Genomic DNA, 24893 nt, shown 5'->3' with positions numbered 1-24893 from the left:
TGGTACAGGCCTCGACTGCTGCCCATCACCTCGTCGGAGTCCGCGAGGTCCCGCTCCAGGCTGTCGAGCAGCGGCTCGGCGGTCAGCTCACGCATCGGGACCGGGTCCGGGCCGGCCCCCAGCCGGGCGACCCGCGAACCCCAGAAGGGCTGGTCGGAGAACACCGGGCAGACCAGCGTGGGCAGCCCGGCACGCAGGGAGGATCCGGTGGTACCTGCGCCGCCATGGTGCACCGTGGCGGCCATCCGTTCGAACAGCCACTCGTGCGGTACGTCCCGGACGGTCAGCACGTCGTCGGTGTTGGCGGCCGTGACACCGCCGAGCACGGCACGGCATCCGGCCAGCCGCACGGCGGCCCGGACCACGTCGAACACCGGCGGCGGGCCCGCGTCGAGAAAGCCGGTGAGTACCGGATCGGGCCGCCAGCCCGCATCGGCTTCCAGGTACCAGTAGCCAGTGACATGTACCCGTCGCGGCCAGTCCGGCGGCCGGGGGACGACGGCCTCGCCGAACCCGCACAGCACCGGTCCCCGCCGGCGAGGGCCACGCGGACCCGCCGCAGGCAGTCCGAGTGTCTCCACCCGCCAGCCTTCCAGGTCCAGCCGGAGCACCTGCCAGGCCAGCAGGTCGGCCAGACCGAAGCTCAGCCACCGTCCGCCAGGGCCGAGGCGCCGGCCGCGGGCAGCAGCGGGTCCGGGAAGGCCCGCGTGGGCACGCTGAACTGGAAACGGAACTGGACGTCGAGCACACCGAGGTGGGCGCCCAGGAAGCCGATCGTCGGCGCGAGCAGCAGATCCGCTCCGGCCGCCGCCCCGGGCCAGCAGCTGTCGCAGCACCTCGCGAAGGCCGCGGACGAACGCAAGATCCTCACCGCGGGCCCACTGCATGATCGACGTCGGCGGCGCCAAGAGCTACATCTACGGCGACGACGATCTCAACACTCCCGCCGACGAGACCTTCCGCACCAACGTCGCCTCCTACAAAGTCCACCCGCGCTACACCGGCCCGAACTCCTGGCAAACCGGCTACGACGTCGCAGTGATCACCACCGCGGACGACCTTCCCGTGCCGGAGAACCAGTGGGAGAAGGTAGCCGGGTCGAAGGACAACGGCTTCACGCAAGCGGGTAAGTCCGGCACCGTGTTCGGTTACGGCCGGACAGCCGCGAACGGTGGTTCGGGTGTGCTTTACAAGACCACTCTGCCGGTCAACGATGCCAACAACTGCCAGGTCTTCAACGTACGGGTCAACCCGGACGTCATGGTGTGCACCGGTTACAACGACGGGTCGCACCGCCACCTTGCAGTGGCGACAGCAGCGGTCCGTACATTGTGGACGGAATGGTTGCCGGGGTCGTCTCGTGGGGCGCCAGCGGCTGTGACCGGTACAGCATCATGGCGCGGCTGACCAACGAGATGGGCGACTGGGCCATGAGCGAGATCGGTAACCAGCAGCCCGGCGACGGCAAGTTCACGGTGGCCCTGTCACCGCCCTCCGGCAAGGTCGAACCCGGCCAGCACATCTCCACGAGCGTCACGAGCAAGGCCGGCGACCAGGAACCGGAGAAACTGGACCTCACCGCCGCGCGCCTGCCCACTGGCGCCACCGCCACGTTCCAGCCCACCTCGATCACCGCCGACGAGGTCGCCAAATTCCCATCGAAACGTCGTCGAACACGCCGAAGGGCACGTACAAGGTCACCGTCACGGCCAAGGGGCATCCGGCAGCCGGACCGCGGACTACACGCTCACGGTCGATGATGGAGCTCCACCGACGGCCCGAAACCGTCCGCCACACCGAGCTCCGGCACCGTATCGCCGGGCGGCTTCCTCAGCACCACGGTCACCGTCGCCGGCGGCACGGGCACCATCAGCCTCAGCGCATGCCGTCAGCGCCGCAGACGACTCGTTCTTTCGGGCACCCGAAGACAAGTATTCCCCATTGTGGACGGATCTGTACACCAGTGCTCACCACGCCGGTGACACCGCTGAAGTGCTAGCAACGCTGCGAGCGAAGAACCTTGGCAAGGCTGATATTCGCTCAAGATTTATCATTGTGCGCGAAGGATTTGGCACCAAGTACCCACGTGCACGGATAGTAGCCGAACTTAAGTTTGCGTCATTCACGATGGCGACCGGCGACCCGGTTGAAGCTGCCAGTGTCGCCACTACCGCCCTCGATGCGACCGAACCCATCCGCTCCGAACGCATAAACAGCCTCTTGCGCGCTATCGATCGGGCCGCTGCCTGTCAAGGCGCCCGGGAACTCACGAGCTACGCGAGCGCATCACAGTCACTGTTGACTCCGCCTGACGCCAACAAACGATTTCCAAGACCTGGTCGATGTCATTCGATAACCAAATGTGGTTATGTCCCGGAGAACGGTGGTGAGCCGGCGCAGCCGGTGCCCGAGGCTGGGCCGGGACAGGCCGGGCACCCGCAGTGCCAGCTGTCCCAGGGTCAGTTCGCCGGCGGCGGGATGGTGGGGGTGGCGGCGGATCACCGGCCGGCTCAGGAGGGCCCGCCTCGGGCCAGTTCACAGCGATGTGGTCGGCACCGCAGCACCACGGCAAGCACCGACGTCGACCACGGCCCGCACAACGGGCAGCGCCACGTCCGGGACGGAACGGGCCCGCTGACCGGTTCCGGGCGAACCACCGCCAGAACCGTTCCGGGAAGCCGTTTCCGGGGTCCTCGGGGTCCAGTATGGACGGCGCCCTCGGATCTCCTCCGGTCAGGTCGCGGTGACCAGCCGGCGAAGTTGGAACGGCTGCGAGGTCGCATCGATGAGGGCGATCCGACTGCGTGTACGCAATTGGGCCCTGCACCTCCTGACCGGCGCGATCGACGAAGTCACCTTCTCCAGCGGTTGGGGCGAAGAATCTACAGGACTCATAGCTGGCCGACACCGTTCAACATTTCCCGGTGGATAGCTGAGTAGCTGGCCGGTGGCGGTGCTCCTGACCGCTGACGGCGGTATCCGCTTCCGGGGCGCTCGACCGTCTCAGCAGGGCGAGTTGGGTTCGGTTGCGCACGTCTAGCTTCGCCATGGAGTTGGTGAGGTGTTTCTTCACCGTCTCCACACTGACGTGGAGGTCCTCGGCGATTTCCCGGTTAGTGAGTCCGTGGGCGACGAGGTCGGCCACCTGCCGCTCTCGGCCGGACAGCTGGGTCAGTACGGCCGGTTCCTGCCCGTGGTGGAGAGTTACCCATGGTGCCAACTGGCGGGACACTGACCGGAGCAGCCACCTGTCCCGGCGGTCGAGGTGACGTCTGTCGTCGAAGTAGACGCAGACGAGCATCCCGCTTCCCGCGACTCCACCGATCATGGCCTCCGCCACGTCGGTGATCCCATGTCTGGCCAGATACTGTTCGACGAACGGCAGTCCGAGTGGTGACGCCTCAGGACAGGTCTCTGCCAGGGTGACCACGCCGTTTGCACGTAAGGCTCGTTCGACGAACGGTGTCTTGAACGGGTTGTCGGCATGCCACTTTTCGGCATACTCCTGGAGGAAGCTGGACGGGCGGTTGCTGTACACATAGCTCAGCAGATCCGCTCTCGACGGAAACGGGGCTCCTCTCGCGGGCAGCTCGACCACCACGCTGTCTCGCCAGCCCAGCCAGCGCGCCATCGCCTCCCGCAGCTCGTCGAAGAAGGTTTCCTTGTGCACCGATCTCGCCGCTGTCTCCAGGACCTCGAACATCGATCGGTAATCCTCGGGGCTCAACAACACGACTCCCTGCTTTCGGGTGGTACGTCGGTCAGCCGGTGAGGCTGACCGGGACGATCCGTTCCAGCAGGCAGTTCAGCGACGCTCGCGCGGTGGACAGGCCGGGCCGGTCCCGGCCGGCCTGCAGGTCACTCAGCCGTTCCAGCTGGGCGATCACGACGTCCAGCGGCGGGCCGCTGGCGGTCAGCGTGGCGAGCCGTTCCGGCGGAGTCCACTTCGCCGGTGCTTCGAGGAACGGGCGGACCAGCCGGTGGTGGTGGAAAATGTAGGCAGCTCCGTGTGCCCGGCAGACCTCCAGGAACAGCTCGGTGTTGCGCCGCAACCGTGGCGGCACGGGGTCGAGTGCCGTCTCCCGGAGGAACATGTCCAGCAGTAAATCCCCGGTGACGGCGGCACGTAGCGCCGCCTGGTCCTCCGGTGGTGTGAAGGGGGTCTTCTCCCGGATGACCCCGGCGTAGAACGGGTCCGTGGCCGCGCACAGGCCGAGCAGGAGATCGACCTCGTTGACCGCGGCGAAGTCGCCCGCGTTCGCGCCACGGTACTCGGTGGTGCCTACCAGGTAGGGCTTGAAGTACGGGCGCACGTTCAGGAAGAACCGGTCGACGTCCAGCGCCTCAGCGAGTCCGCGGTTGAACTCGAGCACATCGTCCAGTGCCGCGCGAGCCGTCTCCAGCAGGTAGGTCGCCAGCGGGCTCGACACGCCCATCGGCGGAATACGCCGGAGCGCGTCGGCCGCCCGCTGGTAGGCCAGGACCGCGAGCCCGTTGCGCACGACGAAAAGGAGCTCGTCGGGCAACGACGTGAACGTCAGATACTCGTGCCTGCGGCAGGCCGCGAGGTAGAGACCGATCTTGCCGAGAAGCTGGTACCGCGCCTGATCACCGGCGGGCAGCGACGCGTTGTCCAGGATCGCGGCGATGTGGTCCGCACCGTCGCGCTCGAGGGCCCCCTTCGCTGACTCGAGCGCGGGAACGCCGTGGATGATCTCGCTGCGCTCCGCGAAATAGGCTTCCTCCAGTTCGGTGTTGACATCGACGAACTCGTGTCTGAGCCACCGGTCGAATCGGCCGATCTCCCCTGTCATGGCTACCATCGTGATAGCCCAATGGTCCGACGACCAGTACCACGCGACGACCATCGACGTGGACCAATCCGGGAGGCATCGTGGGATCGGACTCCGGCCTCGGAGCGGACTTCCTGCAGCTGCGACCCGCTTCCGCGCCCGCGAAGGGGCTGACCAGCTGGCTGGTGGACGCTCTCCGGCAGGCGATCACCGACGGGCGGCTCCGCGACGGGGCCAGGCTGCCCGCCACCCGCGCCCTGGCCGAGGACCTGCGTGTCTCCCGAGGCGTCGTCGTCGAGGCCTACCGGCGACTCGGCGACGAGGGACTGGTCGGCGGGCGCACCGGTGTCGGCACGGTCGTGACCTCCCTGGGCCCGCCTGCCCGGCGGCCGCCTCCGCCCGACTGGCGCGACACCGCGGCGCCGCTGCTGCCGCTGCCGCCGCGCCCCGGCGTCGCCGTCGACCTCTCGCCGGGCGTGCCCGACCTGTCGGCGTTCCCGCGATCTGTCTGGCTGCGGGCCGAACGGGCAGTGCTCGACAACGCGACCGCGTCCAACTTTGGCTACGGCGACCCGCGCGGCTCGGGCAAACTACGGCAGGAACTCGCCGACTGGCTGACCCGCACCCGCGGCATCCGGGCCACGGCCGACGACATCATCGTCGTCGCCGGCGTGGCCCAGGCCCTTGCCCTGCTCGCCCAGTGGCTGCGTGGCCGCGGCAGCACCGCGATCGGCGTGGAGGACCCGGGGTCTCGTGGCGCCCGCGATGAACTCGTCCACTGGGGACTCGATCCCGTTCCGGTGCCCGTCGACAGCGACGGCATGCGGACCGGCGAACTCGCCGCCAGCGGTCCGCCGGCCGTCCTGCTGACACCGGCACACCAGTTCCCCACCGGAGCCGCGCTCGCCCCGTACCGCCGTCACACCCTGCTCGATTGGGCCGCGAAGGAGAACGCGCTGATCGTCGAGGACGACTACGACGCCGACTACCGCTACGACCGCGCGCCGGTCCCCGCGCTACAGGCCTCCGCGCCCGACCACGTCGCCTACACCGGCAGCACGTCCAAGAGCCTCGCCCCTGGCATGCGACTCGGCTGGCTGATCCCGCCCCGGCACATGTACGCCGACCTCGTCGTCGCACGGCATGCCAGTGACCTGGGTAGCCCCGCTCTGCCCCAGCTCGTCCTCGCCCACCTCATCGCCACAGGTGAACTCGACCGGCACATCCGGCTCATGCGGGCCCGCCACCGAACCCGGCGCGACGCCCTGCTCACCTCCCTGCACCAGCACCTTCCCCAGGCACGAGTGCACGGGGTGGCCGCTGGCCTGCACGTCCAGCTCACCCTGCCCGACGACGCCGGACTCGGCACCGACACCGCGGTCGCCGAGCGAATCCGCCAGGCGGCCGTCAACGTGCACCCACTGTCCTGGTACCGCGTGAAGCCAGGCCCTCCGGGCCTGGTGCTCGGCTACGCCGCCCACTCACCACACCGGCTCCGGACCGCCGCACAGCGCATCGCCGAAACCACGCTGAGCTGACCCTGGACACGGACCGAGCCGCCCGTATTGTCGTCATCGGCGCATTCATGATCGCCGGCTTCGCCCCCGTCCGGGACCAGTTTCGCAGCCGCGCCTCTCACACCGACATCTGCGAGCCCGGCGTCACCGTGCGGATCTCGCAACGTCGTATCCCGGCGCGGGGAACGGCACCTTGAATGTGAACGCCCGACCCGTCGGTCCGTGAATACGCAAGTGGTCCAGACGCTCCTCGGCCTCCACTACCGTCGGGCGATGCCCCTCGGGCACCCACCACAGCACCATGTGTGCCTGCCCGATCCGCTCGAACCCCTCCCGCCGACGCCTCAGCACGGCAAGGTGGTCCGGATTGCGGTATGCGAAGTCGGCCAGCGCCTCAATCGATGCCCACACCGACATGTTCACAATGATCCGATCATCCCCGAACGCACGAACCGCCGTCGCGTCACCGTCCTCGGTCTGCAACCGCCACCTAAAGCCAGGTGCGGTCTCGGCCACAGCATTTACCGGATCCAACGCCTCCACGAACCATTCGAGCTCTGGCTCCGTCAATGGCACCGCCGGCAGAGCGATGTTGACCTGTGCGATCTCCCAGTTCATCCGTACGACAGTCGTATGTTCCCAATGCATACGCCACACGTCGGCGTCCTGCTGCTCGCCCTCGCACTGACCCCTTTGCTCCCCAAGGGTTCCCCACGAGAAGAGGAGTACTGATGACCATCCTGGTGACAGGAGCCACCGGCACCGTCGGCCGCCATGTCGTGGCCGAGCTGCTCGCGGCGGGCGAGAACGTCCGCGCCACCACCACCCGCGACCCCGCCGCCACCGACTGCCCGCCGCGGTGGACGTCCGCAGAGCCGACCTGACTCGCCCCACCACGCTGCGGCCGGTACTCGACGGGGTCGACCGGGTGTTCCTGTTCCCCGCCGTCGCCGAGGCCGCCACTGAATTCATGGAGCTGGCGACGGGAGCTGGGGTACGACGAGTCGTGGTGCTGTCCTCGGAGGCAGCGGGACATCCACGGCAGGCCAACCTGTTCAGCGTCGAGTACCACAGGTCGGTCGAGCGCGCGGTCGAGAACGCCGGGGTCGAATGGACCTTCCTGCGGCCCAGCGGGTTCGCCGCCAACACCCTCGAATGGGCCCTGGCCATCCTCGCCGAGGGCGTGGTCCGCACGCCCTACCCCGGCGCCGCCCAGGCACTCATCCACGAGGCAGACATCGCCTCGGTCGCCACACAGGCCCTCCTCCACGACGTCCACATCGGCCAGACCCACCTGATGACCGGCCCCGAGGCCATCACCAAATTGGATCAGGCGACGGCGATCGGCAAGGCCATCGGCAGGCCCATCCGCTTCGCGAAGATCTCGCCGGCACAGTGGCGCGAGGACGCCGTACGCTTCATGCCCGACTTCGTCGCGGACATGATGCTCGAACTGTGGGCCGAAGCCGACACCGCACCCGAACCGGTGTACCCCACCGTCGAACGGATCCTCGGCAGACCAGCACTGACCTTCGCCCGCTGGGCCGAGGATCACGCCGGCGACTTCCGCGCTCACTCGTCGGCGGTGTGATGCCGGGCTTGGGATAGTCACGTGTCGCGCTGACCGCGGTCTGACCGGGCCCGGCGTCGACGCTGTCGCACGCGACGCCACGCCGCCGCGACCAGTGCGGCCACCAGCACGACGATGGCGACGTCGGGCACGTTGTCGCTGACGGCGCGCAACCACACCTGGAGGGAGAACTGGCTGTCCACGTCGGCGAAGCCGCCGATGCTCGCGGTCGCGTCGGTGAGCAGGAACATCACGCCGATCGCGAAGACCGACGCCGTCGAGGAGATCCGGATCCGGACGCCGCGCGTTGCGCGCCGGACAACGAATCCCTTGTCGAGAACGGCGAAGATTCCCAGCAAGCCCTCACAGGGCGGGTCCCGCCGGGATCGCACCCGGCGGGACCCTGTTTTGCTCGCGGGGGTCAGCAGGCGCCTACGGAACGCCAAACAGCCCACGAGCGAGGATCATCGGGTACGGCACCGGTGGACCAGTGGGTCGCCTCCCACCGCTGCCCGTTGTACGCGACCACGTCGCCGGGGCCGTACGCCGTGGCGCCGTCCCAGGCGGACAGGCCCTCACAGGGCTGGCCCGGCTCACCGCCGCCGTCGGTGACCAGCGTCAGGCCCAGTCTGCTGAGGATCGTTGTCAGCGGGTAGAACCAGATGGTTCCGCCCCGGGTGCAGTCTCCCGATCCGCCGGAGGTGACGCCCTGGCCCTGCTGGCCGGTCAGCCACGAACCGCCGGAGTCGCCCGGCTCGGCACAGGCGTTGGTGCGGGTCATCCCGGTGATGGTGCCCTCGGGGTAGGTCACCGACTCGTTCTTGCCGAGGATCGTGCCGCACCGCCAGCCCGTGGTGCGCCCGGACCGGCAGACGGCCGCGCCGACGGCCGCCTCTTGCGAACCCGCGACAGGCACCGTGGTGCCGTTGTAGCGGTTGACCACGCCGCGCGGTGTCCACTGCGAGTTCACCGCCACGTAGGCGTAGTCGCTGCCGGGGAAGACCGAGGACTGGAAGGTGCCCTGGGCGACGCCGTTGGCTCCGACGGTCTGGGAGCCGACACGCCCGCAGTGCCCGGCGGTGACGAAGCCGCCGTTGACCGAGAAGCCGATCGAGCACAGGGACCTGCCGTCGATGCCGTACTCGTCCCCGCCGCGCACGTCGTAGAGCGGACGGGGCTCGAGGTCGGATTCGGTCAGCCGCACCGTGGCGGGGTCCACACCAGCGGACTCGACGAACCGGCGCGCCGCCTCCCGGCCGGCCGGGTGGGTCAGCACGGTAACGGTGTTGGCCCGCACGTCGACGTACCAGCCCGGCACCGTGCGCGGAACGGTGGCCGCCGCGCTGTCCAGCCGCCGCTTGGTCTCGTCCAGCTCCCGCTGACTCCGGCCGACCAGGCGCGGGGCCGCGCCGGCCGCACTGGCCCGCGCCGCCGTGGCGGGATCGGTGACCGCGACGGTGAGCCGATCGGCGCCCGGGTCCAGCCAGGCGCCGGCGAAGGCGTCGCCGAGGCGCGGCGCCAGCTCGCGTTCCAACGCACTGGCCCGTAGGTCGCGGTCGACGCGATCGCGTGCCTGTTCGGCGGTCAGGCCGAGATCGCGTTGCATGGCGGCCAGCATGCCCTCGGGGAGATCGGTCGCCGCGGTCGCCGGCGCGACCGCGGCGGTCAACGCCGCGGCGATCGTCGCCACGAGCGTGACCAGCTTCCGGCTGGATCTCGATGTCATGGTGTCCTCCGTGGGTGGTCGGCGGTGAGCCCGTAGGTGGTACCGCCGAAGGTGACTCGGAAGTTGGAGGGTGTGGCGATCGGCAGGTAGTAGCGCACCTGCATCTCCAGTGATCCGCCGGCCGGGATCGAGCTCCAGGACGGCACGGTGAAGCTCGCACGCTGGAAGTCGCCCTTCAGGCCGCCGACGTTGGGTCCGCTGTGGCCTTTCGAGGTGACCCGTAGCCCCATGCCGGACTGGTCGGCCATGCTGCCCGGAGCGCTGGTGCCGTAGTCGAACTCGATGCGTGCGCCACCGGGGATCGTCCGGGTGGACCGGTTGGTGAACCGCATCTTCGGGTTGATCGGGTAGTTCGCGTCGCCGAGCGCGAAGCCGGTCAGTTCCACGCCGACGTCGAGCACCTGGGCCGGCGCCGGTCCGGATCCCTTGGTGTTGCCGTACGGCGCGGCACCGCGCAGGCCGTCGGTGATCGTGTTGATCAGTGTCTGGCCCATGAAGTACTGGCCGGTGGTCTGGTCGAAGGCGTAGTCGCCGGCCAGTTCCCAGATCATCACGCCACCGAGGCCCTTGTCCGCGACGTACCGCATCTTCGCCGCGAGCGACTGTTCGTCCTCTGTGGACAAGAACACCTTCTTCCGCTCGTTCCACAACCACGGCGCGGTCAGCGTCTGGTCGTAGTGCCGGGTGTAGGTGCCGGTGAGCTGGTTCTTCGGATCGTTCGGGTCCAGCCCGTAGTCGTCGAGATAGTCCGGCGTGATGCCCTTCTCGAGGTTTTTCGCGTGCCACATCGGATTCACCCCGGACGGGACCTCGTCACCGGCCGCGGTCTCGTCATGCCACAAGTTGTCGATACCAACAGCGCCGTTACCGCACGGCACCTGCGAACCGACGTTCCCTCCGGTCCCCGGTGGACACTGGGTCTGGTCGGGCAACGGTGCGGTGCCCCACAGACCGTTGGTGCCACCGGTCACGCCCTGCCAGCCACGGGTGTAGAACGGCACACCGATATTGATGCGCCCCGCGGGCATGGCACCACGGAAGTAGTGATAGGCCCAGTCGGTGTTGAGATGGCCGATGCCCTCGTACTGCGGTGTCGTGTAGACGTCCCAGAAATCCAGCTCGGCGTCCTTGCCGTCGTCGTAGAGCGCCGCGTTGGGGCCGGCGTACTGATTCCACGAACCGTGCAGGTCGTAGGTCATCATGTTCACGAAGTCCAGGTACTGGGTCACCTGGTAGGTTTCCGCTCCCCGCAGGATCCAGCCGGAGGCCGACACCGCCGCGGTCAGCTGGTAGTACTTGCCGTCAGCGGCACTGGCCGCGTCGAGCTTGTCGCGCAGGGTCTTCATCAGGTTGACATAGCCCCGCATCAGCTGACCCCGGTTGGGGTTGGAGATCCAGTAGTCCTCGGGATGCCCGGCATAGGGCGCCGACGTCGCGTACTCGTAGTCGATGTCGGCCCCGTCGAACCCGTAGGTGCGCAGGAACTGCACCATGGAGTCGGCGAAGGTGTCGATCGCGGCCTGGCTCTGGGCCAGCTTGTAGAACCCGCCGGTGGGATTACGAGTGCCGTCGGGGTTGAGAATGCCGCCGGACTCCGCCCAGCCGCCGACCGAGATCAGCGTCTTGACGTGCGGATGCTGCTTCTTGAACTTGGTCAGCTGGTTGAAATGGCCCTTGTACGGCAGGGTCGGGTCCATCTCGGCACCGGGCACCCCCGGCCACTCCATCCCGGTCGACGGGTTGTCCGGGCCGTCCGGACCGACCGACACCCTGTTGTCGGTGCCGACGTGACCGAACGCGTAGTTGATGTGGGTGACCTTGTCCCACGGGATGTTGTGCGCCAGGTAGGCCGGTGCACCGTTGCGGCCGGTACGCCAGCTGGTGAAGTAGCCGATGGCCCGCCGCGTGCGCTCACCGCCCAGCTTCTCCCGCCCCGCCGTGTCATAGACCTGGCAGTACGGCACATTCAGCCCCGCGGGGCGGTACAGCCCGTCGGGACGGCATTCCTCGTTGGCCTGCGTGGCAGCGGCGACGGGCATCACACTCGCCGCGATGCCCGTGACTGCCGTGAGCACCGCGATCAGCAGGGCCCGGGTTCGTTTCATCGGGGTCCTCATCCGCCCAGCCCCGTTCGCATCGCGGCGGACAGGGTGCCGTCGTCCTCGGCGAGGTTCCACGCGAACGCGCCCCCGAGGCCCTTCTCCTTGATGTAGCTGGTCTTGGCCGTCACCGTCTGAGGGTCGTCGAAGGACCAGAACTCGGTTCCGGTGTGGCCCCACGCCGTGAGCAGGTTCTCGTCGCGGTGGATCTGGTTCGCCGGTATCTGCCGTTTGAGGTTGCGGTAGCCACGGACCCCCGGCTCCTCGGGGAAGTCGCCCGGTGCCGGACCGGTCGCCGGCTGGTAGACGCCCTTCGTCCCGCCGTCCGGTACACCGGTCCAGCCACGACCGTAGAACGGTATCCCGACCACGATCTTGCGCGGATCCACCCCTGCCGCGGTGTAGATGTCGACCGCCTTCTGCACGCTGAACTGGCTGGCGGGCGGGTTCGGGTCCTTCGGGTCGTCATGGATGTTGGCCTGGTGCCCGGTGCGGTGGGGCTCCCACGACGAGCCGTGGAAGTCGTAGCCCTGCAGGTTGGCGAAGTCCAGGTAGTTGAAGATCTTGTCCAGCTCCAGGCCGTTCTGGATCTTCGCCGGGTCCGACGCGGTGAAGGCCGTCAGCAGCATGCCGGAGCGAACGGCGTCGAGCTGGGTGCGGAACTCCTGCAGCAGGAGGGTGAAGTTCTGCTTGTCGTTGGGGTCGACGTGGTTACCCTCCAGCCCGCCGCCGCCCGGGTACTCCCAGTCGAGGTCGAAGCCGTCGAAGATCCCGGCGGCAGTGCCGGGCCCGCCACCGGGCCTGCCCGTGCCCCAGTCGTCGCGTACCGGAAGGTTGCCGCGGATGTAGAGGTCGATGCACGAGCGGACGAACTTCTTGCGGGCCGCGTCGGTCTTGGCCACGTCGGCAAAGTACTTGGAGAACGACCAGCCGCCGATCGACATCAGGACCTTCATGCCCGGGTGCTTCGCCTTGAGTTTCTTCAGCTGCCCGAAGTTGCCGCGCAGCCGCGAGGTCGGCACGTCCGCCACGCCGTCGACGGACTGCGCCGCGGTGATGTCGCGCTGGTAATTGGCATGCGCGTCTCCCGCGTTGTCCCTGGGGTAATCCGGATCACCGGGGTTGCCGACGGACGAGGTGTTCTCGAAGCAGGTCAGGTCGGTGGCGTGAATGTTGGCGAAGGCGTAGTTGAGCACGGTGAGCCCGTTCGCCGACCCGTTGCGCTCAATGTCACCGAGGTAGACGTTGCGGCCGTAGACCGCCCATTGCGGGTAGTAGTTCACGACGTGGTAGTTCTGCGCGGACGTCTCGTTCGCGGCGGGGACGCCGGTCGCGCCGGAGGTCGCCGGTGCGACTAGCCCGGCCACGGTGACCGCGGCGGACGCCGTGGCGGCCAAGACGATCCGGCGCCTCGTTGCGGGGGATCTCATGCAGCTCTCCTTCAGGGGACGGGAACGCGAGTGGTCTGGACCACCGCGCCGCCTTCCACGATCACCCGTGAAGCCACCCCGCGGCTATGTCGCCGGGTCATTCCCGCGGGTTATCCGTACCGGATCCGTTCCGCGCAGCAGGCCGACCAGCTGCGCCCGGGAGGCGACCCCGAGCTTGCGGTAGACGCGGGTCAGCCGGCCCTCAACGGTTTTCACGCTGAGCACGAGACGGCTCGCCGCTTCCCGGTTGGTCAGGCCGGCGGCGACAAGCCCGGCCAGCTCGGCCTCCGCCTCGGTCAGCGTGGACACCGCGTGGTCGGAGCGAACACCCAGCCGCTCCAGCTCGTACCGGGCCAGCCGAATCCACGGCCGCGCACCGAGCGCGGTGAACTCGCCGAGGGCATCGCTCACCGCAGCCCGTGCGGCCGTGCCCCGCCGCCTGCTGCGCAACAGCCGTCCCAGCGTCAGCAGCGTGCGACCGTGCTCGACCCGCAAACCCAGCTCGGCGAACCGGGCGGCGGCCTTCTCGAGCAGCGTGGTGGCGCCGGCCAGATCCCTGCCCGCCACGCACACCGCGGCCTGTGCCCTGTCCAGTGCCGCGAGCACACCCGGCCGGTCCGACGCGGCGGGCCGGGCGGCCGCGACGAGCTCGGCCGCCTCCCTATCCTCGCCGACCGCGGCCAGCGCCTCGGCCAGGTCCCCATGCCAGCGCAGGATCGAAGGGTCGACGATGCCCTGGGCCACCTCCAGTCGCTGGACACGGCGCAGCACCGGCACCGCCGCGGCGGCATCGCCGGTCACCATCGAAACCAGTCCCAGCACGGAGAGGTTACGGGGAAGGAAGACGACGTCGTGGTCCTCTTCGGTCGCGGCGGCGCCGAGCCGGGCCAGTCTTGCGGCGCGATCGAAGTCGCCGGCCACGGACTCGGCCAGCGCCAGTACGTACCACGACAGCCCCGGCGACATGCCGGCGTCGGTGCGCACCTGGGCGAGCCGTGCGGCGTGTTCCAGGCAGGCGCCGCTGTGCCCCAGGCGAGCCTCGACCTCCACCAGGCACCGCAGCACCTCACCGATTTCGTCAGTGGCGCCGGCCGTCTCCACCGCGGGCAGCAAGCCGAGTAGTTCCTCCAGCGCCTCGGCGAGCCGGTCGTCGAACAACGCGTGCCGTGCCGCGAGAAACCGGGCGATCATCGGCGATCCCAGGGCGGACGCCTCGGCGAGCGTGTCCTCTGCCGCCGGATCTCCCAGCCCCCGCTCCATGCGTGCCCGCATGGTGAGCGCGGCCGCACGCACGCCGTCGTCGCGGGACAAGCGTGCCGCCCGTCCCGCTTCCTCGGCGGCGCGCAGGGGCTGCCCGGTCAGGTGGGCCTTCAACGCGGCACGCAGCCGCACCGCGGCCAGCAACTCCTGATCACCGGCGGCCTCGATGTCCGCCCGGATGAACAGTTCGTCGGTACCGGCGAGGTCCTGCCCGGCGCTGTCGATCAGGGCGAGCCGCACCCGGACCCGGTCGGCCGGGTGCCGCGAGCCGGCCAGCACCTGGACGGCAGCTCGCCTGGCGAGGTCGGCGTGCCCGGCCAGGCCGGCGTTCTCGGCGACGTCGACGAGTAAGGCCAGGACCTCGGCCCGGTTGCCACCGGGCATTCTGCGGACAGCGAGCAAGCCCAGCTCGGCGGCGAACGTGTGGTCGCCGCACTCGCGGCAGGTCACCGCGGCCGCCCGCAGGGTGGAGCCCAGCCGCTCGCTGGTCTCGCGCGTGGCCAGTGCCCGGTGCCACACGGCCTCGACCGAGTCGTCGACGGCGTCCGCCAGAAGTTCGTGGGCTGCTCGGCGGGCCGCCTCACCCGCCTGTTCCGCGAGCACCGCGGGGATGGCGCCCGCGGCGAACCGGAGGACCTCCCCGCTGACGGTCACCAGGCCGGCCGAGGCCGCCACGGCGAGGTCGTCCTCGGCCCGGCCCGGCCGGATCCGATTCAGCACCGTGACCGTGGGCTTGCGTGCCAGTCCGGCCAGCAGCAGCGTCTCGAGCACCATGGGACCCACGTCGGCCAGCCAGGCACCGACCACCCGCCGCAGAGCCCCGGTCACCGGCACGGATTCCGGCGGCCCTGCCCTCCGGCCCATGGCCAGGATGGCATCGACGGTCGCGACCACGGCTGCCGGGTTGCCACCGGCCTGCGAGTACACCTGGCCGAGCCACCGGAAGGGCAGGCCCAGGCCGACGATGAGTTCGGCGACCTCCTCGAATGCCAAGGGCTCCAGCCGGATCAGCGGACCGTCGGTAGCCGGGGCCGGGCCGCGCTCCGCCGTGAGCACTCGCACCGAGTCCGATCGTACGACCCGCAGCGCACCGTCCACCGCCGCGAGGCTCGTCCGATCCAGCCACTGGAGGTTGTCCAGCACCACCAGCACCGGTGCGACGGCGGCCAGCCGGTCCAGCAGCCCTGCCAGGGCCACGCGGACACCCAGCGAGTCGATACCACCCTCGGGCAGCGGACACCGGCGTAGCACGCCGCACAACGCCTCTCGCTGCGGTGGCGGACCCCGTTCGAGCACCTCGGGGTCGACCGCGGACAGCAGCTCGACCAACCCGCTGTAGGGGACGTCGCCGTCCACCGGCCGGGTAACCAGTACCCGCACGCCGTCCTCGGCCGCGGCACCGGCGACCCGGTCGAGCACCACCGTCTTGCCGATACCCGCCGGGCCGCAGACCGTGACCCGGCCGTGCCGGCGCAGGGCCGCGACAACACCGGCGATCACCTCGTCGCGACCGACACAGGCAGGCTCGGCGCCGTTCATCCCGCGTGCGCGATGCTCGCCGCGGGCATCGCCGGGTGTGCCTGGGGGTTCTCGTCCCACCACCGCGCGTACAACGGGTTGTCCGCGACCAGACCCTGGTAGATCCGGCCGATCTCGGCGCGTAACCGCAGCGAGGCGTCACGCCGCTCCCGCCGCGAGAGCAGCACGACCCGGTGCGCCAGCGGATCACCACGCAACCGGCGGAACACGATCCCCTCACGCGGCGGGGCGGTCGCGTGGTAGATGCCGACCGCCCTGCCCGACCGGATCAGTGACGCGCCGACGTCCCAGCTGCCGGTCCAGTAACTCACCGAAGGCACGAACCCCGCTTCGGCGCAGCGACGCCGCAGGTAGGTAGGCCAGGGACCGTCGTCGAGCGGGTCGTCGACCCACTCCTGGCCGGCGAGATCCGCCAGGGCCAGCGTCTCCCTGCTCGCGAGTGCGCTGTCGGCAGGCACCCCCGCGAACAGCGGCTCGGCGTCGACCAGTACACAGCGGTCCACATTGAACGGCACCGTCACCGGCTCGGGCACCGGTTCATACACCAGCGCGATGTCGAGCGCGCCGGAAGCCAGCAACGCCAGTATCCGGCCACTGCCCGCGTCCAAGCGCAGCTGGATCCGCGCTCTCGGCCACAACGCGCCGATCCGGGCGCACAACCGGATCAGCGCGGGCGCCATCTGCCCCCCGACCCGCAGCACCGCCACCGCTCCCGGCTGCACGCCGCGCAGAGTGGCGGTGAGATCGTCGACGCCGGCCAGAATGGCCCGGGCCCGATAGGCCACCTCGGCGCCGACCGCCGTCAGTTCGACACCTTCCGACGAGCGGTTGAACAGCCGGACACCGAGGTGTCGCTCGACCCGGCGCAACATGGTGCTGACCGCCGGCTGGGTCAGGTCCAGCCGCGCGGCCGCCTTGCTGATGGAACCGGCCGTGGCGACGGCATCGATCATGCGCAGATGTTGCGGACCCAGATCCACTTCGATCTCCCGACAGCCGCCAGCAACCAGGATCCAGGCTAACGTCCGGCAAACCAGGAGGAAACGGGGAAAACCCTTGCCGTGGAATCTCGGTGCCGGCGACCCAGGTCGGTGTCACAGGTAGTCACGCCAGAACGAGACACAACCGGGTGCCCGAACGTGCCACGCCCTCCCGGCAGGAACCGGCGCGCGTAGACCGGGATCATCCTGGGTGCGCTCGCCAGCAACCGTCGAGCCAACGCCACAGCTGCCTCGACGCCGCTCGGCCGCACACCCCAGGCCGTGTTCCAGTGCCCGTCGTGCTCGACCGCCCGCACCACGGCGGCGACCGGCCAGCCGAGCTGCTCCCGAAGCTCGGCGGTCTCCGTCACGCCACTGCGGCCAGGGCTTCTGCCAGGCATAGCTGGCCCCGGGTTCCGGCTCGAACGGGCCGTTCAACGGCAGGCCCGCCGCCAGGAACGCCCGATGATCGTCCGCGAACTCGAAACCGTACTCGCCCTCGATCCGGGCGAACTCCGCGCCGGTCAGCCCCGGAGCGATCTCACAGCCCCCAGCTCGGCCAGGCGACGCGCAGCGGTCACGCCCAGGCCCCCCGATCACCTCCGGTCACCCCACGCTCCCAGCACAGCACCGATAAGCCGCACGACACGATGTGCGCCCGCACGGTCCGGATCTTGATCAGGATCGTAGACGGCCACGCTCATGCCCAGGCATCCGCCAAGGGGCACGGCGCTGGTGAGGACGGCGGTGAGCTGGTTCCACGTCAGGCCATCCGGCTCATCCTCGATCCCCGGCAAGCCCTGCGCGGGAAACACGCCGGGGTCGAGGACGTCGAGGTCGACATGAAGCCACCAGCGCCCCGGCCCCTTCCGGAGGTACGCGGCTGCCGTCGCGCCACATGCTTCGAGCTCTGCGGCGACCTCGGTCCAGTCGCGCAGCCATACCCCGCTGTCACGCAGCGAGCCGACGTTGAACCGCCGACGCCACTCGGCATCGCGCGGCCCGAGCACAGCCAGATCGTCCAGTCCCAAGCACGGAAGTCTCCCGGCCAACCGGCCACGCAGGAGGCGGCCGGTCAGTCCGAGCAGCAGACCGAGCGTGGAGTTGGCGGCCTCACCGTCCTCGGAGACACCCAGAGGCATCGTGTCCTCGTGGCCGTCGACGAACAACAGGCCCACCCGCCCGCGTTCACGCAACGCGGGGGACCATCCCGAGCAGAGTCGAACAGTCAGCGCCATACACCAGCGGAAACCGCCCCGCGTTCACCGCGGCCCCGACACGGGCTCCGAGCTGTTCGGTCATCACCAGCAACGCCGGCTCGTTGATCAACGACGTCTCGACCCCCGTGCCGAGGTGTCGGACGGCCGCATCAGGTCCTCACCGTCGACGACCTGATGCGGCCCGAGAGCCGTCGAGAGACCAGACTCGCGTAGCGTCCTGGCGGCGCCTGCTTGATGGCCGTCGCGGCCGTAGCCGTCGAACGGAACACCGATCAGCTCAACCATCACTCGGGATCGTCACCACCGCACGTCAAGCGGAAAGCGGTATGCAGCACACCGCGCTCAGCACCGATCGCGTATCTTGAAAGCACCGGTCGGGTAGCCGATCCCGCCGATAGCGTTGCTGAGGTAAGTCACTCCCGGATTGGCGCAGTAGTCCGTGTGTCCGCCTCGGCCGCGGTGGTCGATCCAGGTGATCCGGATCTCTTCACGGCCACCGCTGCAGTTGTTCCACGTCGCATTGGGCGTCGGGTCATAGCCGCACGGCACATCGGACACCACGACCTGTGACGCCGCTCCCGTCCGGTCCGTCGACGCAGTAGCCGACAACGGCGACGCCACGGCGAGCACTCCGACGGCTGCCGCAATCAGTGACAGCGACGCGTATTGCTTTTTCACGGTAGCTCCAGATCTTCCGTTATGCAGGGAATTCAACGACCCCTCGATTTGAGCATGGATCCGACGACGGCGGTATTACCTAAAGGTGGAAACCCCGACGACCCCTTCGCGAATCAAACAGAAGTAGTTTCGTCGCCCCGCCGGCGTACGACGGGAGTGTGTTCATAAGTCCACTGCTTCGGGATGACATGACGGTCGGCGGGACCCAGCGTCAGCTGCGGTACCTTCTCCGCGCGGCGATGCGCCCGTGACATCCAAACTGTCACCTGTCAACATGCTGACGTGGCTGAGTTCGTGTTCGTCAGCGGCCGCCCGTGCCTCGGCTTCATCGGCACAATGCAGTGGCGCCGGACCGCCGCACGGACTTGCTGGAATCACCGGTTGCCCTCGCCCAGTGGATCTTCGAGGCTGCGATCCTGGACCGAGTCGGCACGCTGAGTGCGCACGACCTGGCCCGCGTGCGCGACCTGCGGGAAAGCCTGTACAAGGTCTTCGCAGCGCCGAAGATGACCTCGCCCGGATCAACGACGCCGCGCGTCTTCCGCTTCCCCGGGTGCAAGTGAACCGCAACCTGAGGCTGCCCCGGGCAGGCGGTGTCGACGAGGTGCTCGGCTACGTCGCCCGTGACGCTGTCGAACTGCTGGGCTCATCCCAACTCGACCGAGTCAAGGAATGCTCGAACCCGGAATGCACACGACTGTTCGTCGAACTTTCCCGATCCGGCGCACGCCGGTGGTGTGGCATGGCGGAATGCGGAAACAAGTACAAGTCCGCCAGCTATCGCCAGCGGCGTAAGGCGACGTACTTGAGTACGTCAACGTGTCGGTTCTGGATGACGCCAGCACGAATCTCATCGAAGGCGCCGACAGAAGTGTTCCGCGGTGGCGCGGCGAGAAGAATCGCCGCGCCACCACGGCCATCGTTACGGCTGCGGCAGCTCGGGCAGCGGGGGCAGCTGGGCCGCCTGAGACTCGCCGACCAGAGGGCCCGCGACAGTGTCGCCCTCGGCGTTGGCGATACTGGTTCCGAACAGCATCACTACACCTAGCGCCGCCGCGCCGATCGCAGAGCTTGGCTAGCCTACGCATGGTTCCTCCTAAAAGTAGAGTTGACAAATACACGAGACCACCGGTGATTTCTCGGCGCCGCTCCAACAAAACGAGCATAGTGCACATCAACAGCGAGCGAAACGCCCGATCCTAACAGAATTAGCCCATTTCTAAAGACCTTCTCACGCGCGTTTCATCTTATTTTTAATCTTCGCGATCAGCGATCAATAAATACGAGCCAAAAAAGCGAGGGCGATTCGTGAATAGCCGCGCACGTTGGGATTCCTATCGACGCCTGCAGGGCTTCTACGGCAGCTTCCGGACGACGACCACTAACGCCGCACAGCAGCGCGGGTGTGCCTCCAAAGCAGTGGTAGACCACCATCGTCGACGCGTCAATCTCCAGGGCTGGCGCACCCGCGCCGCTGCTGGCTCTCGACGTCCGGCAGCGGCGCGGCTTCCACTAACCGATCCCGCACGTCCGCGGTAGCCACACCCTTGCCCAGTCGCTACAACCGTGCTTGAATCCACCTGTTCTGTAACGCTGTTACGGAACGCGGGTGGCGGGAGGACGACATGAGTAACCCCTATCTGACCGGCAACTACGCCCCGGTCAGCGAGGAGAAGACTCTGGTCGAGCTCGAGGTGGCCGGGACGATCCCGACCCACCTCGAGGGGCGCTACGTGCGCAACGGCCCGAACCCGATCGGCGACCCGGTCGGTGACGCGGTGCTGCGGCACGACCTCGACGCCGGCACCATCACCCGCCGCCGCCTCGGCACTCACGCCCAGGCCGGCGAGTTCGTGTTCGTCCCCTCCAGCTCCGACGCCGCCGAGCACGATGGCGTGCTCATGGGGTTCGTCTACGACGCCGACCGTGACCGGTCCCGGCTGACGCTGCTCGACGCCGCGTCCCTGGACACCGTCGCCGAAGTCCTGCTGCCCGCCCGGGTACCGCACGGCTTCCACGGCAACTGGCTGCCCACCTGATGACCAGGGCCACTCCGACGACGGCCTCGAATCCCTCGGAGACCCCCATGACCGGCACCTCTGGGGCGCCGCATAGCCGAACACGCGCGATCGTGGTCGGTGCGGGCATCAGCGGGCTGCTTGCCGCCCGGGTGCTGTCCGAACAGTTCACCGAGGTCCTCGTTCTCGACCGCGACCGTTTCCCCGCCACACCCGGCCACCGCAGCGGTGCACCGCAATCCCACCATGCCCACGCCCTGCTGCCGCGCGGCGCGAAGATCCTCCACGAGCTGTTCCCCGAGCTGCGCGAACGGCTCGCCCGCGACGGCGCCGCCCACGCCACCACCATCGCCCAAGCCCGGTTCGTGACACCGAAAGGCCTGCTGCCCCTGACCCAGCAGATCGACGTCGGCGCGTTGTTCTTCAGCCGGGCCCTGCTCGAATGGCACCTACGTGACATCCTCTCCCGCCACCCGCGGGTCGAGTTCGTCGCCTCCGCCAACGTCGTAGGGCTGCTGGCTCGCGAGGACGACACCAGCCAGGTCCGCGGGGTACGGGTACGACGCCGAGGCGGCGCCGCCGGACCGCACGACGACCGGACTCTATTCGGTGACCTCATCGTCGACGCCTCAGGACGTCAATCCCGCCTCCAGACCTGGCTGACCGACCTCGGCTACGGCCCGGTCGACGAGGAAATCCTCACATCTGAGCTCTCCTACGCCTCACGTATCTATCAGCGCCCAGGCGGCGTCCCGGAGGACTTCAAGAGCCTTGTGGTCCAGAGCCGGGCACCGGACAACCCCCGCGTCGGGTCAATCATCGAGATCGAGAACGATCACTGGCACGTCACCCTCGGCGGGGGGAACGGGCAGCGAGTTCCCACCGACGAGGACGGCTTCCTGAGCTGGGCCCAGGCGCTGCCCGACCCCAGCGTCCACCAAGCGATCCGCAGTGCTCGCCCCGTGAGTCCGATCCGAGGCTGGCGCACCCCCACCAGCCGATGGCGACACTTCGAACACATGCCCCGCCGCCCCTCCGGTCTGATCGCCATCGGCGACGCCGTGTGCTCGTTCAACCCCGTGTACGCGCAAGGCATGACCGTCGCCGCGATCCAAGCCCTCGCACTACGCGACTGCCTGCGCCAAGAGTCCGGCCGAGAGACATCGCTTGAAGTGCGCTACCACCGTCTCGCGGCGCGTGTCGTATCCACCGCGTGGATGGTGACCACCATCGAAGACCTGCGTTGGCCTGCCGTACGCCTGCACGGCGCAGAACCGCCTCGCGGGCTGGGCACCATACGCCGCTACATCGATCTCGTGCTCAGCGTCGCCGTGCACGACAGCGCCCTGGCGAACCGGTACTTCCAAGTCATGTCCATGACATCGCCGCCGACCAGCCTGTTCTCGCCCTGGGTACTCGCCCGCTTCGCCCGCCACGCCGTATGCCGGATCTCGCCAAGCCGGAGTCCGTCTCAGAACTCCTCACTGAAATACGGGTTGAGGTAGCACCGCCACGAGGAAGGAACGCGTCGGTGCGCCGGTCTTCTCGACTTCTTCCCTCCGCTGTCACGAGTCAGCCGCCCAGGCGATATCCGAAGCCGCGAATCGTGGTCAGCAGACCAGGGCGACCGAGCTTGGCCCGAAGCTGGGTCAGATGGACATCCAGCGAACGGGACACCGCAAGGAGGAATAGTCAAGAACTGTGGATCGGCGTGTCGGCTTACTCCAGCAGGAATCCGTCTGTGAGGTCCTCGTCCTCGGTCAGCCAGCCCGGCCGATCGCCGAGGTTGAGGACTGGGCACGCGCCGCGATCTGCGATCTCGTCCTCATACGGATCGTCTCGACGGGTATCAGGCTCGTAGTTGTGGCCTACCCGTGAATCCCGGTCAAGATCGTGGATCAGCAACACGAGGTCGTTGATCTCGTCCTCGCTCCACGGGGGCGGTGTGCCGTGGTCCACTGCTTCCAGTGTCGCGCAGCGTGTCAAACGGCCGCGTCGAGGAATGTCAACACCTGTCGATCGGAGTGTCACGCGGCTTGGTCATGGTCTGCCGATTCGTCGGGGCGCTCGACAAGTTGGCCGTTCTCAAAGCGTGCGCCCGCGCGGACGAGGGCGACGAGGTGGGGTGCGTTCACCGCGCGCCAGCGTGACTGGGCGGCCTCGATGAGCTTGAACGCCATGGCCAGCCCAGCCGCCCGCGACCCCGGTCCTTTCGTCACCTTTGTCCGATGCCGAACGGTGGCGAAAGTAGATTCGATGGGGTTGGTGGTGCGGAGATGGACCCAGTGCTCCGCGGGGTAGTCGTAGAACGCGAGCAGCTCGTCGACGTCGTCGGTGATTTTGGCGACGGCCTTGGGGAACTTGGCGCCGTAGGCGGCCGCGAACGCCTGCACCGCGTCCTGGGCGTGCCGCTTGTCTTCCGCGCCCCAGATCTCGGCGAGTGCCTTCTTCGCGCTGGGACGCGCGGACTTCGGCAGCGCGGCAAGGACGTTCGCCGACTTGTGGAACCAGCAGCGCTGTTCCCGCGTTTCGGGGAACACCTCGCGCAGGCCGCCCCAGAACCCGAGCGCGCCGTCCCCGACGGCTAGGACCGGGGCGCGCATGCCGTGCCGGCGACAGTCACGCAGCAGGTCGGCCCACGACTCGGCGGATTCGCGGTAGCCATCGGTCAGCGCGACGAGTTCCTTGCGGCCGTCGGCACGCACTCCGATCAGCACCAGCAGGCACAGCTTGTGCTCCTCCAGGCGAATGTTGACGTGGATCCCGTCGGCCCACAGGTACACGTAGTCCACCTCGGACAAGTCACGCTCGGCGAAGGCGCGCTGCTCGGCCTTCCACGTCTCGGTGAGCCTGGTGATCACCGCCGGCGACAGGCCCTTGGTCGAGCCGAGGAACTGGCCCAGAGCGGGCACGAAGTCGCCCGAGGACAGGCCGTGCAGATATAACAGCGGCAGCACCTCGGTCACCTTCGGCGTCTTGCGCGCCCACGGCGGCAGGATCGCCGAGGAGAACCTCATCCGCTCGGCCGTATCAGGGTCGATCCGCTTGTCGTTAACCCGCGGCACGGTTACCTGGACCGCACCGGCGCTGGTGAGCACCTCCCGCGGCTGATGCGAGCCGTTACGCACCACCAGCCGGTGGCCATGCTCGTCGCGCTCGCCAGCGAACGCGGCGATGTAGGCGTCCACCTCGGCCCGCAGCGCCTCAGCGAGCATCCGCCGGGCACCTTCACGGACGATCTCGTCGATCAACGACGCCGACGAGCCACCTGGGCTGTCGTTGGTTGCGGACTCGTCATGAACTACCTTGAGCATGGGCGTACCCTCCCGAACCGGCGCGCCAACGCCAGCCCTGATCAGAACTCTTTCGGCTTTCAGATCTTCCTCGGGAAGGTACGGCCCCTCACCTCTCCCCGCCGAGGACCATCCACAGGTTCTGATCATTGCTCCACCGCAAGGTAGGCGTCCCCCAGATCTCGTCCATCAACTGCTGCCGGCTCACCGCGACGCCCACCCGGCGGGCCAGGATCGCCAGCAGGTCGAACTCCTTCGGGGTCAGCGCGATGTCGGTATCGTGCGCCTGGACTCGCCGTGCCGCGAGGTCGATTGTCAGATCGGCCACCCGGACCACCTCCCGTCCTGACTCTGCATGGGAGTCACCCGCCGGATGATCGCATCCATCCGGGCCATCAGTTGAGCCAGCCGGACGGGCTCGACGACGTAATCGTCGGCACCCAACCGCAGAGCCCGCACGACCGAGCGCTCGTCACCGCAGGCGGTCAGCACCAGTACCGGCGTCCGCGCCACCCGGCGCAACATGCGTAGCACCTCCAGGCCGTCGAGGTCCGGCAGGCCCAGATCGAGCAGAACCAGGTCGGCGCCCGCGCGGGCGGTGAGCGCGTCGGCACCGCGTGCTACCCGATGGGTGTGGTGGCCACGCGCGGTCAACGCATCCACCAGCGCCGCCACCACACCATCGTCGTCCTCCACCAGCAACACTCGCATGGACCGCACCTCGTCGTCCGTCACCATCGAGTCTTCAGCACACCGCATTGGGCGTACGC

The 24893-nt window shown here is 68.5% G+C and carries 26 protein-coding genes and 2 pseudogenes; 9 read left to right on the top strand and 19 right to left on the bottom strand.

What is annotated here, in order from left to right:
* On the bottom strand, window positions 1–611 hold a 611-nt coding region (locus EWH70_RS26695), incomplete at its 3' end, for a glycosyltransferase (protein WP_130478261.1).
* A 32-nt stretch (window positions 612–643) separates the two neighbouring features.
* The gene (locus EWH70_RS26690; protein WP_130478260.1) at window positions 644–862 is read right to left on the bottom strand and encodes a hypothetical protein; all 219 of its coding nucleotides are present in this window, start codon (window positions 860–862) and stop codon (window positions 644–646) included.
* A 23-nt stretch (window positions 863–885) separates the two neighbouring features.
* On the opposite strand from EWH70_RS26690, the gene EWH70_RS36335 reads away from it, so the two are divergent.
* Both EWH70_RS36335 and EWH70_RS36330 read left to right on the top strand, forming a co-directional pair.
* Entirely contained in the window at window positions 886–1407 is a 522-nt protein-coding gene (locus tag EWH70_RS36335; RefSeq protein ID WP_276320581.1) for a trypsin-like serine protease, read from the top strand.
* A complete protein-coding gene (locus EWH70_RS36330) occupies window positions 1341–1760 on the top strand; it encodes a hypothetical protein (protein WP_276320580.1) in 420 nt (139 codons plus the stop codon). The genes EWH70_RS36335 and EWH70_RS36330 overlap by 67 nt, the downstream gene beginning before the upstream one ends.
* Before the next feature lie 1151 nt (window positions 1761–2911).
* Here EWH70_RS36330 and EWH70_RS26680 read toward each other — a convergent pair.
* Both EWH70_RS26680 and EWH70_RS26675 read right to left on the bottom strand, forming a co-directional pair.
* Complete coding sequence (locus EWH70_RS26680; protein WP_130478259.1) at window positions 2912–3703, bottom strand: helix-turn-helix transcriptional regulator; 792 nt, start codon at window positions 3701–3703, stop codon at window positions 2912–2914.
* 58 nt (window positions 3704–3761) lie between these two features.
* Complete coding sequence (locus EWH70_RS26675; protein WP_130478258.1) at window positions 3762–4814, bottom strand: monodechloroaminopyrrolnitrin synthase PrnB family protein; 1053 nt, start codon at window positions 4812–4814, stop codon at window positions 3762–3764.
* 80 nt (window positions 4815–4894) lie between these two features.
* Here EWH70_RS26675 and pdxR point away from each other — a divergent pair, with 80 nt between their 5' ends.
* On the top strand, window positions 4895–6331 hold the full coding sequence (pdxR, locus tag EWH70_RS26670; RefSeq protein WP_130478257.1) for a MocR-like pyridoxine biosynthesis transcription factor PdxR: 1437 nt from the start codon (window positions 4895–4897) through the stop codon (window positions 6329–6331).
* Between the two features lie 123 nt (window positions 6332–6454).
* On the opposite strand, the gene EWH70_RS26665 is transcribed toward pdxR, so the two are convergent.
* Entirely contained in the window at window positions 6455–6928 is a 474-nt protein-coding gene (locus EWH70_RS26665; RefSeq protein WP_130478256.1) for a DUF3291 domain-containing protein, read from the bottom strand.
* Between the two features lie 113 nt (window positions 6929–7041).
* Between EWH70_RS26665 and EWH70_RS36520 the strand changes: the two genes are divergently transcribed.
* The gene (locus EWH70_RS36520) at window positions 7042–7194 is read left to right on the top strand and encodes an NAD-dependent epimerase/dehydratase family protein (RefSeq protein WP_205669271.1); all 153 of its coding nucleotides are present in this window, start codon (window positions 7042–7044) and stop codon (window positions 7192–7194) included.
* Window positions 7170–7901: an NAD(P)H-binding protein gene (locus EWH70_RS26660; protein ID WP_205669270.1), complete on the top strand. Its 732-nt coding sequence runs from the start codon at window positions 7170–7172 to the stop codon at window positions 7899–7901. The genes EWH70_RS36520 and EWH70_RS26660 overlap by 25 nt, the downstream gene beginning before the upstream one ends.
* 17 nt (window positions 7902–7918) lie before the next feature.
* On the opposite strand, the gene EWH70_RS26655 is transcribed toward EWH70_RS26660, so the two are convergent.
* From EWH70_RS26655 to EWH70_RS26620, 9 genes are all read right to left on the bottom strand, one after another.
* Entirely contained in the window at window positions 7919–8272 is a 354-nt protein-coding gene (locus tag EWH70_RS26655; RefSeq protein WP_130478255.1) for a hypothetical protein, read from the bottom strand.
* A 29-nt stretch (window positions 8273–8301) separates the two neighbouring features.
* Complete coding sequence (locus EWH70_RS26650) at window positions 8302–9606, bottom strand: alpha-lytic protease prodomain-containing protein (protein ID WP_205669269.1); 1305 nt, start codon at window positions 9604–9606, stop codon at window positions 8302–8304.
* Complete coding sequence (locus tag EWH70_RS26645; protein ID WP_205669268.1) at window positions 9603–11711, bottom strand: chitinase C-terminal domain-containing protein; 2109 nt, start codon at window positions 11709–11711, stop codon at window positions 9603–9605. The genes EWH70_RS26650 and EWH70_RS26645 overlap by 4 nt, the downstream gene beginning before the upstream one ends.
* An 8-nt stretch (window positions 11712–11719) precedes the next feature.
* Complete coding sequence (locus EWH70_RS26640) at window positions 11720–13135, bottom strand: glycoside hydrolase family 18 protein (RefSeq protein ID WP_130478253.1); 1416 nt, start codon at window positions 13133–13135, stop codon at window positions 11720–11722.
* 84 nt (window positions 13136–13219) lie between these two features.
* Complete coding sequence (locus EWH70_RS26635) at window positions 13220–15934, bottom strand: LuxR family transcriptional regulator (protein WP_130478252.1); 2715 nt, start codon at window positions 15932–15934, stop codon at window positions 13220–13222.
* Complete coding sequence (locus EWH70_RS26630; RefSeq protein ID WP_130478251.1) at window positions 15931–16887, bottom strand: LysR family transcriptional regulator; 957 nt, start codon at window positions 16885–16887, stop codon at window positions 15931–15933. Before EWH70_RS26630 ends, EWH70_RS26635 begins: the two co-directional genes overlap by 4 nt.
* A gap of 623 nt (window positions 16888–17510) precedes the next feature.
* Complete coding sequence (locus EWH70_RS35965) at window positions 17511–18152, bottom strand: arginase family protein (protein ID WP_276320579.1); 642 nt, start codon at window positions 18150–18152, stop codon at window positions 17511–17513.
* An 87-nt stretch (window positions 18153–18239) separates the two neighbouring features.
* Entirely contained in the window at window positions 18240–18419 is a 180-nt protein-coding gene (locus EWH70_RS35960) for a hypothetical protein (protein ID WP_205669266.1), read from the bottom strand.
* A 57-nt stretch (window positions 18420–18476) separates the two neighbouring features.
* Window positions 18477–18812, bottom strand: coding sequence for a hypothetical protein (locus tag EWH70_RS26620; RefSeq protein WP_130478250.1), 336 nt, complete (start codon window positions 18810–18812; stop codon window positions 18477–18479).
* Window positions 18813–19153: 341 nt separating this feature from the next.
* On the opposite strand from EWH70_RS26620, the gene EWH70_RS26615 reads away from it, so the two are divergent.
* The 4 genes and pseudogenes from EWH70_RS26615 to EWH70_RS26600 all read left to right on the top strand — a co-directional run bounded on the left by EWH70_RS26615 (window position 19154) and on the right by EWH70_RS26600 (window position 22335).
* Window positions 19154–19375: an ABATE domain-containing protein gene (locus EWH70_RS26615; RefSeq protein ID WP_165436433.1), complete on the top strand. Its 222-nt coding sequence runs from the start codon at window positions 19154–19156 to the stop codon at window positions 19373–19375.
* Window positions 19366–19593 (top strand): annotated as a pseudogene (locus EWH70_RS36735) (CGNR zinc finger domain-containing protein); the annotation flags it as partial. The gene EWH70_RS26615 and the pseudogene EWH70_RS36735, both read left to right, overlap by 10 nt.
* 844 nt (window positions 19594–20437) lie before the next feature.
* Window positions 20438–20851 (top strand): carotenoid oxygenase family protein, encoded by a 414-nt coding sequence (locus EWH70_RS36635; RefSeq protein WP_130478247.1) that lies wholly within the window; start codon window positions 20438–20440, stop codon window positions 20849–20851.
* 47 nt (window positions 20852–20898) lie between these two features.
* Window positions 20899–22335, top strand: a complete 1437-nt coding sequence (locus tag EWH70_RS26600; protein WP_165436431.1) for an FAD-dependent oxidoreductase — start codon at window positions 20899–20901, stop codon at window positions 22333–22335.
* A 67-nt stretch (window positions 22336–22402) separates the two neighbouring features.
* Here the strand turns inward: EWH70_RS26600 and EWH70_RS26595 are convergent.
* The 5 genes and pseudogenes from EWH70_RS26595 to EWH70_RS36725 form a co-directional block, all read right to left on the bottom strand.
* Window positions 22403–22513 (bottom strand): annotated as a pseudogene (locus EWH70_RS26595) (winged helix-turn-helix domain-containing protein); the annotation flags it as partial.
* 36 nt (window positions 22514–22549) lie between these two features.
* Window positions 22550–22789, bottom strand: coding sequence for a hypothetical protein (locus EWH70_RS26590; RefSeq protein ID WP_130478245.1), 240 nt, complete (start codon window positions 22787–22789; stop codon window positions 22550–22552).
* Between the two features lie 68 nt (window positions 22790–22857).
* A complete protein-coding gene (locus EWH70_RS26585) occupies window positions 22858–24144 on the bottom strand; it encodes an IS256 family transposase (RefSeq protein WP_130478279.1) in 1287 nt (428 codons plus the stop codon).
* Window positions 24145–24232: 88 nt separating this feature from the next.
* On the bottom strand, window positions 24233–24451 hold the full coding sequence (locus EWH70_RS36730; RefSeq protein WP_420809096.1) for a winged helix-turn-helix domain-containing protein: 219 nt from the start codon (window positions 24449–24451) through the stop codon (window positions 24233–24235).
* The gene (locus EWH70_RS36725) at window positions 24439–24861 is read right to left on the bottom strand and encodes a response regulator transcription factor (protein WP_420809095.1); all 423 of its coding nucleotides are present in this window, start codon (window positions 24859–24861) and stop codon (window positions 24439–24441) included. The genes EWH70_RS36730 and EWH70_RS36725 overlap by 13 nt, the downstream gene beginning before the upstream one ends.
* Window positions 24862–24893 lie beyond the last annotated feature (32 nt).

Origin of the sequence: Amycolatopsis suaedae (genome assembly GCF_004214935.1) — a bacterium.
Lineage (GTDB): Bacteria > Actinomycetota > Actinomycetes > Mycobacteriales > Pseudonocardiaceae > Amycolatopsis > Amycolatopsis suaedae.
Note: the sequence above shows the minus strand (reverse complement) of the source record. Positions and strands in the feature narration are given on the sequence as shown.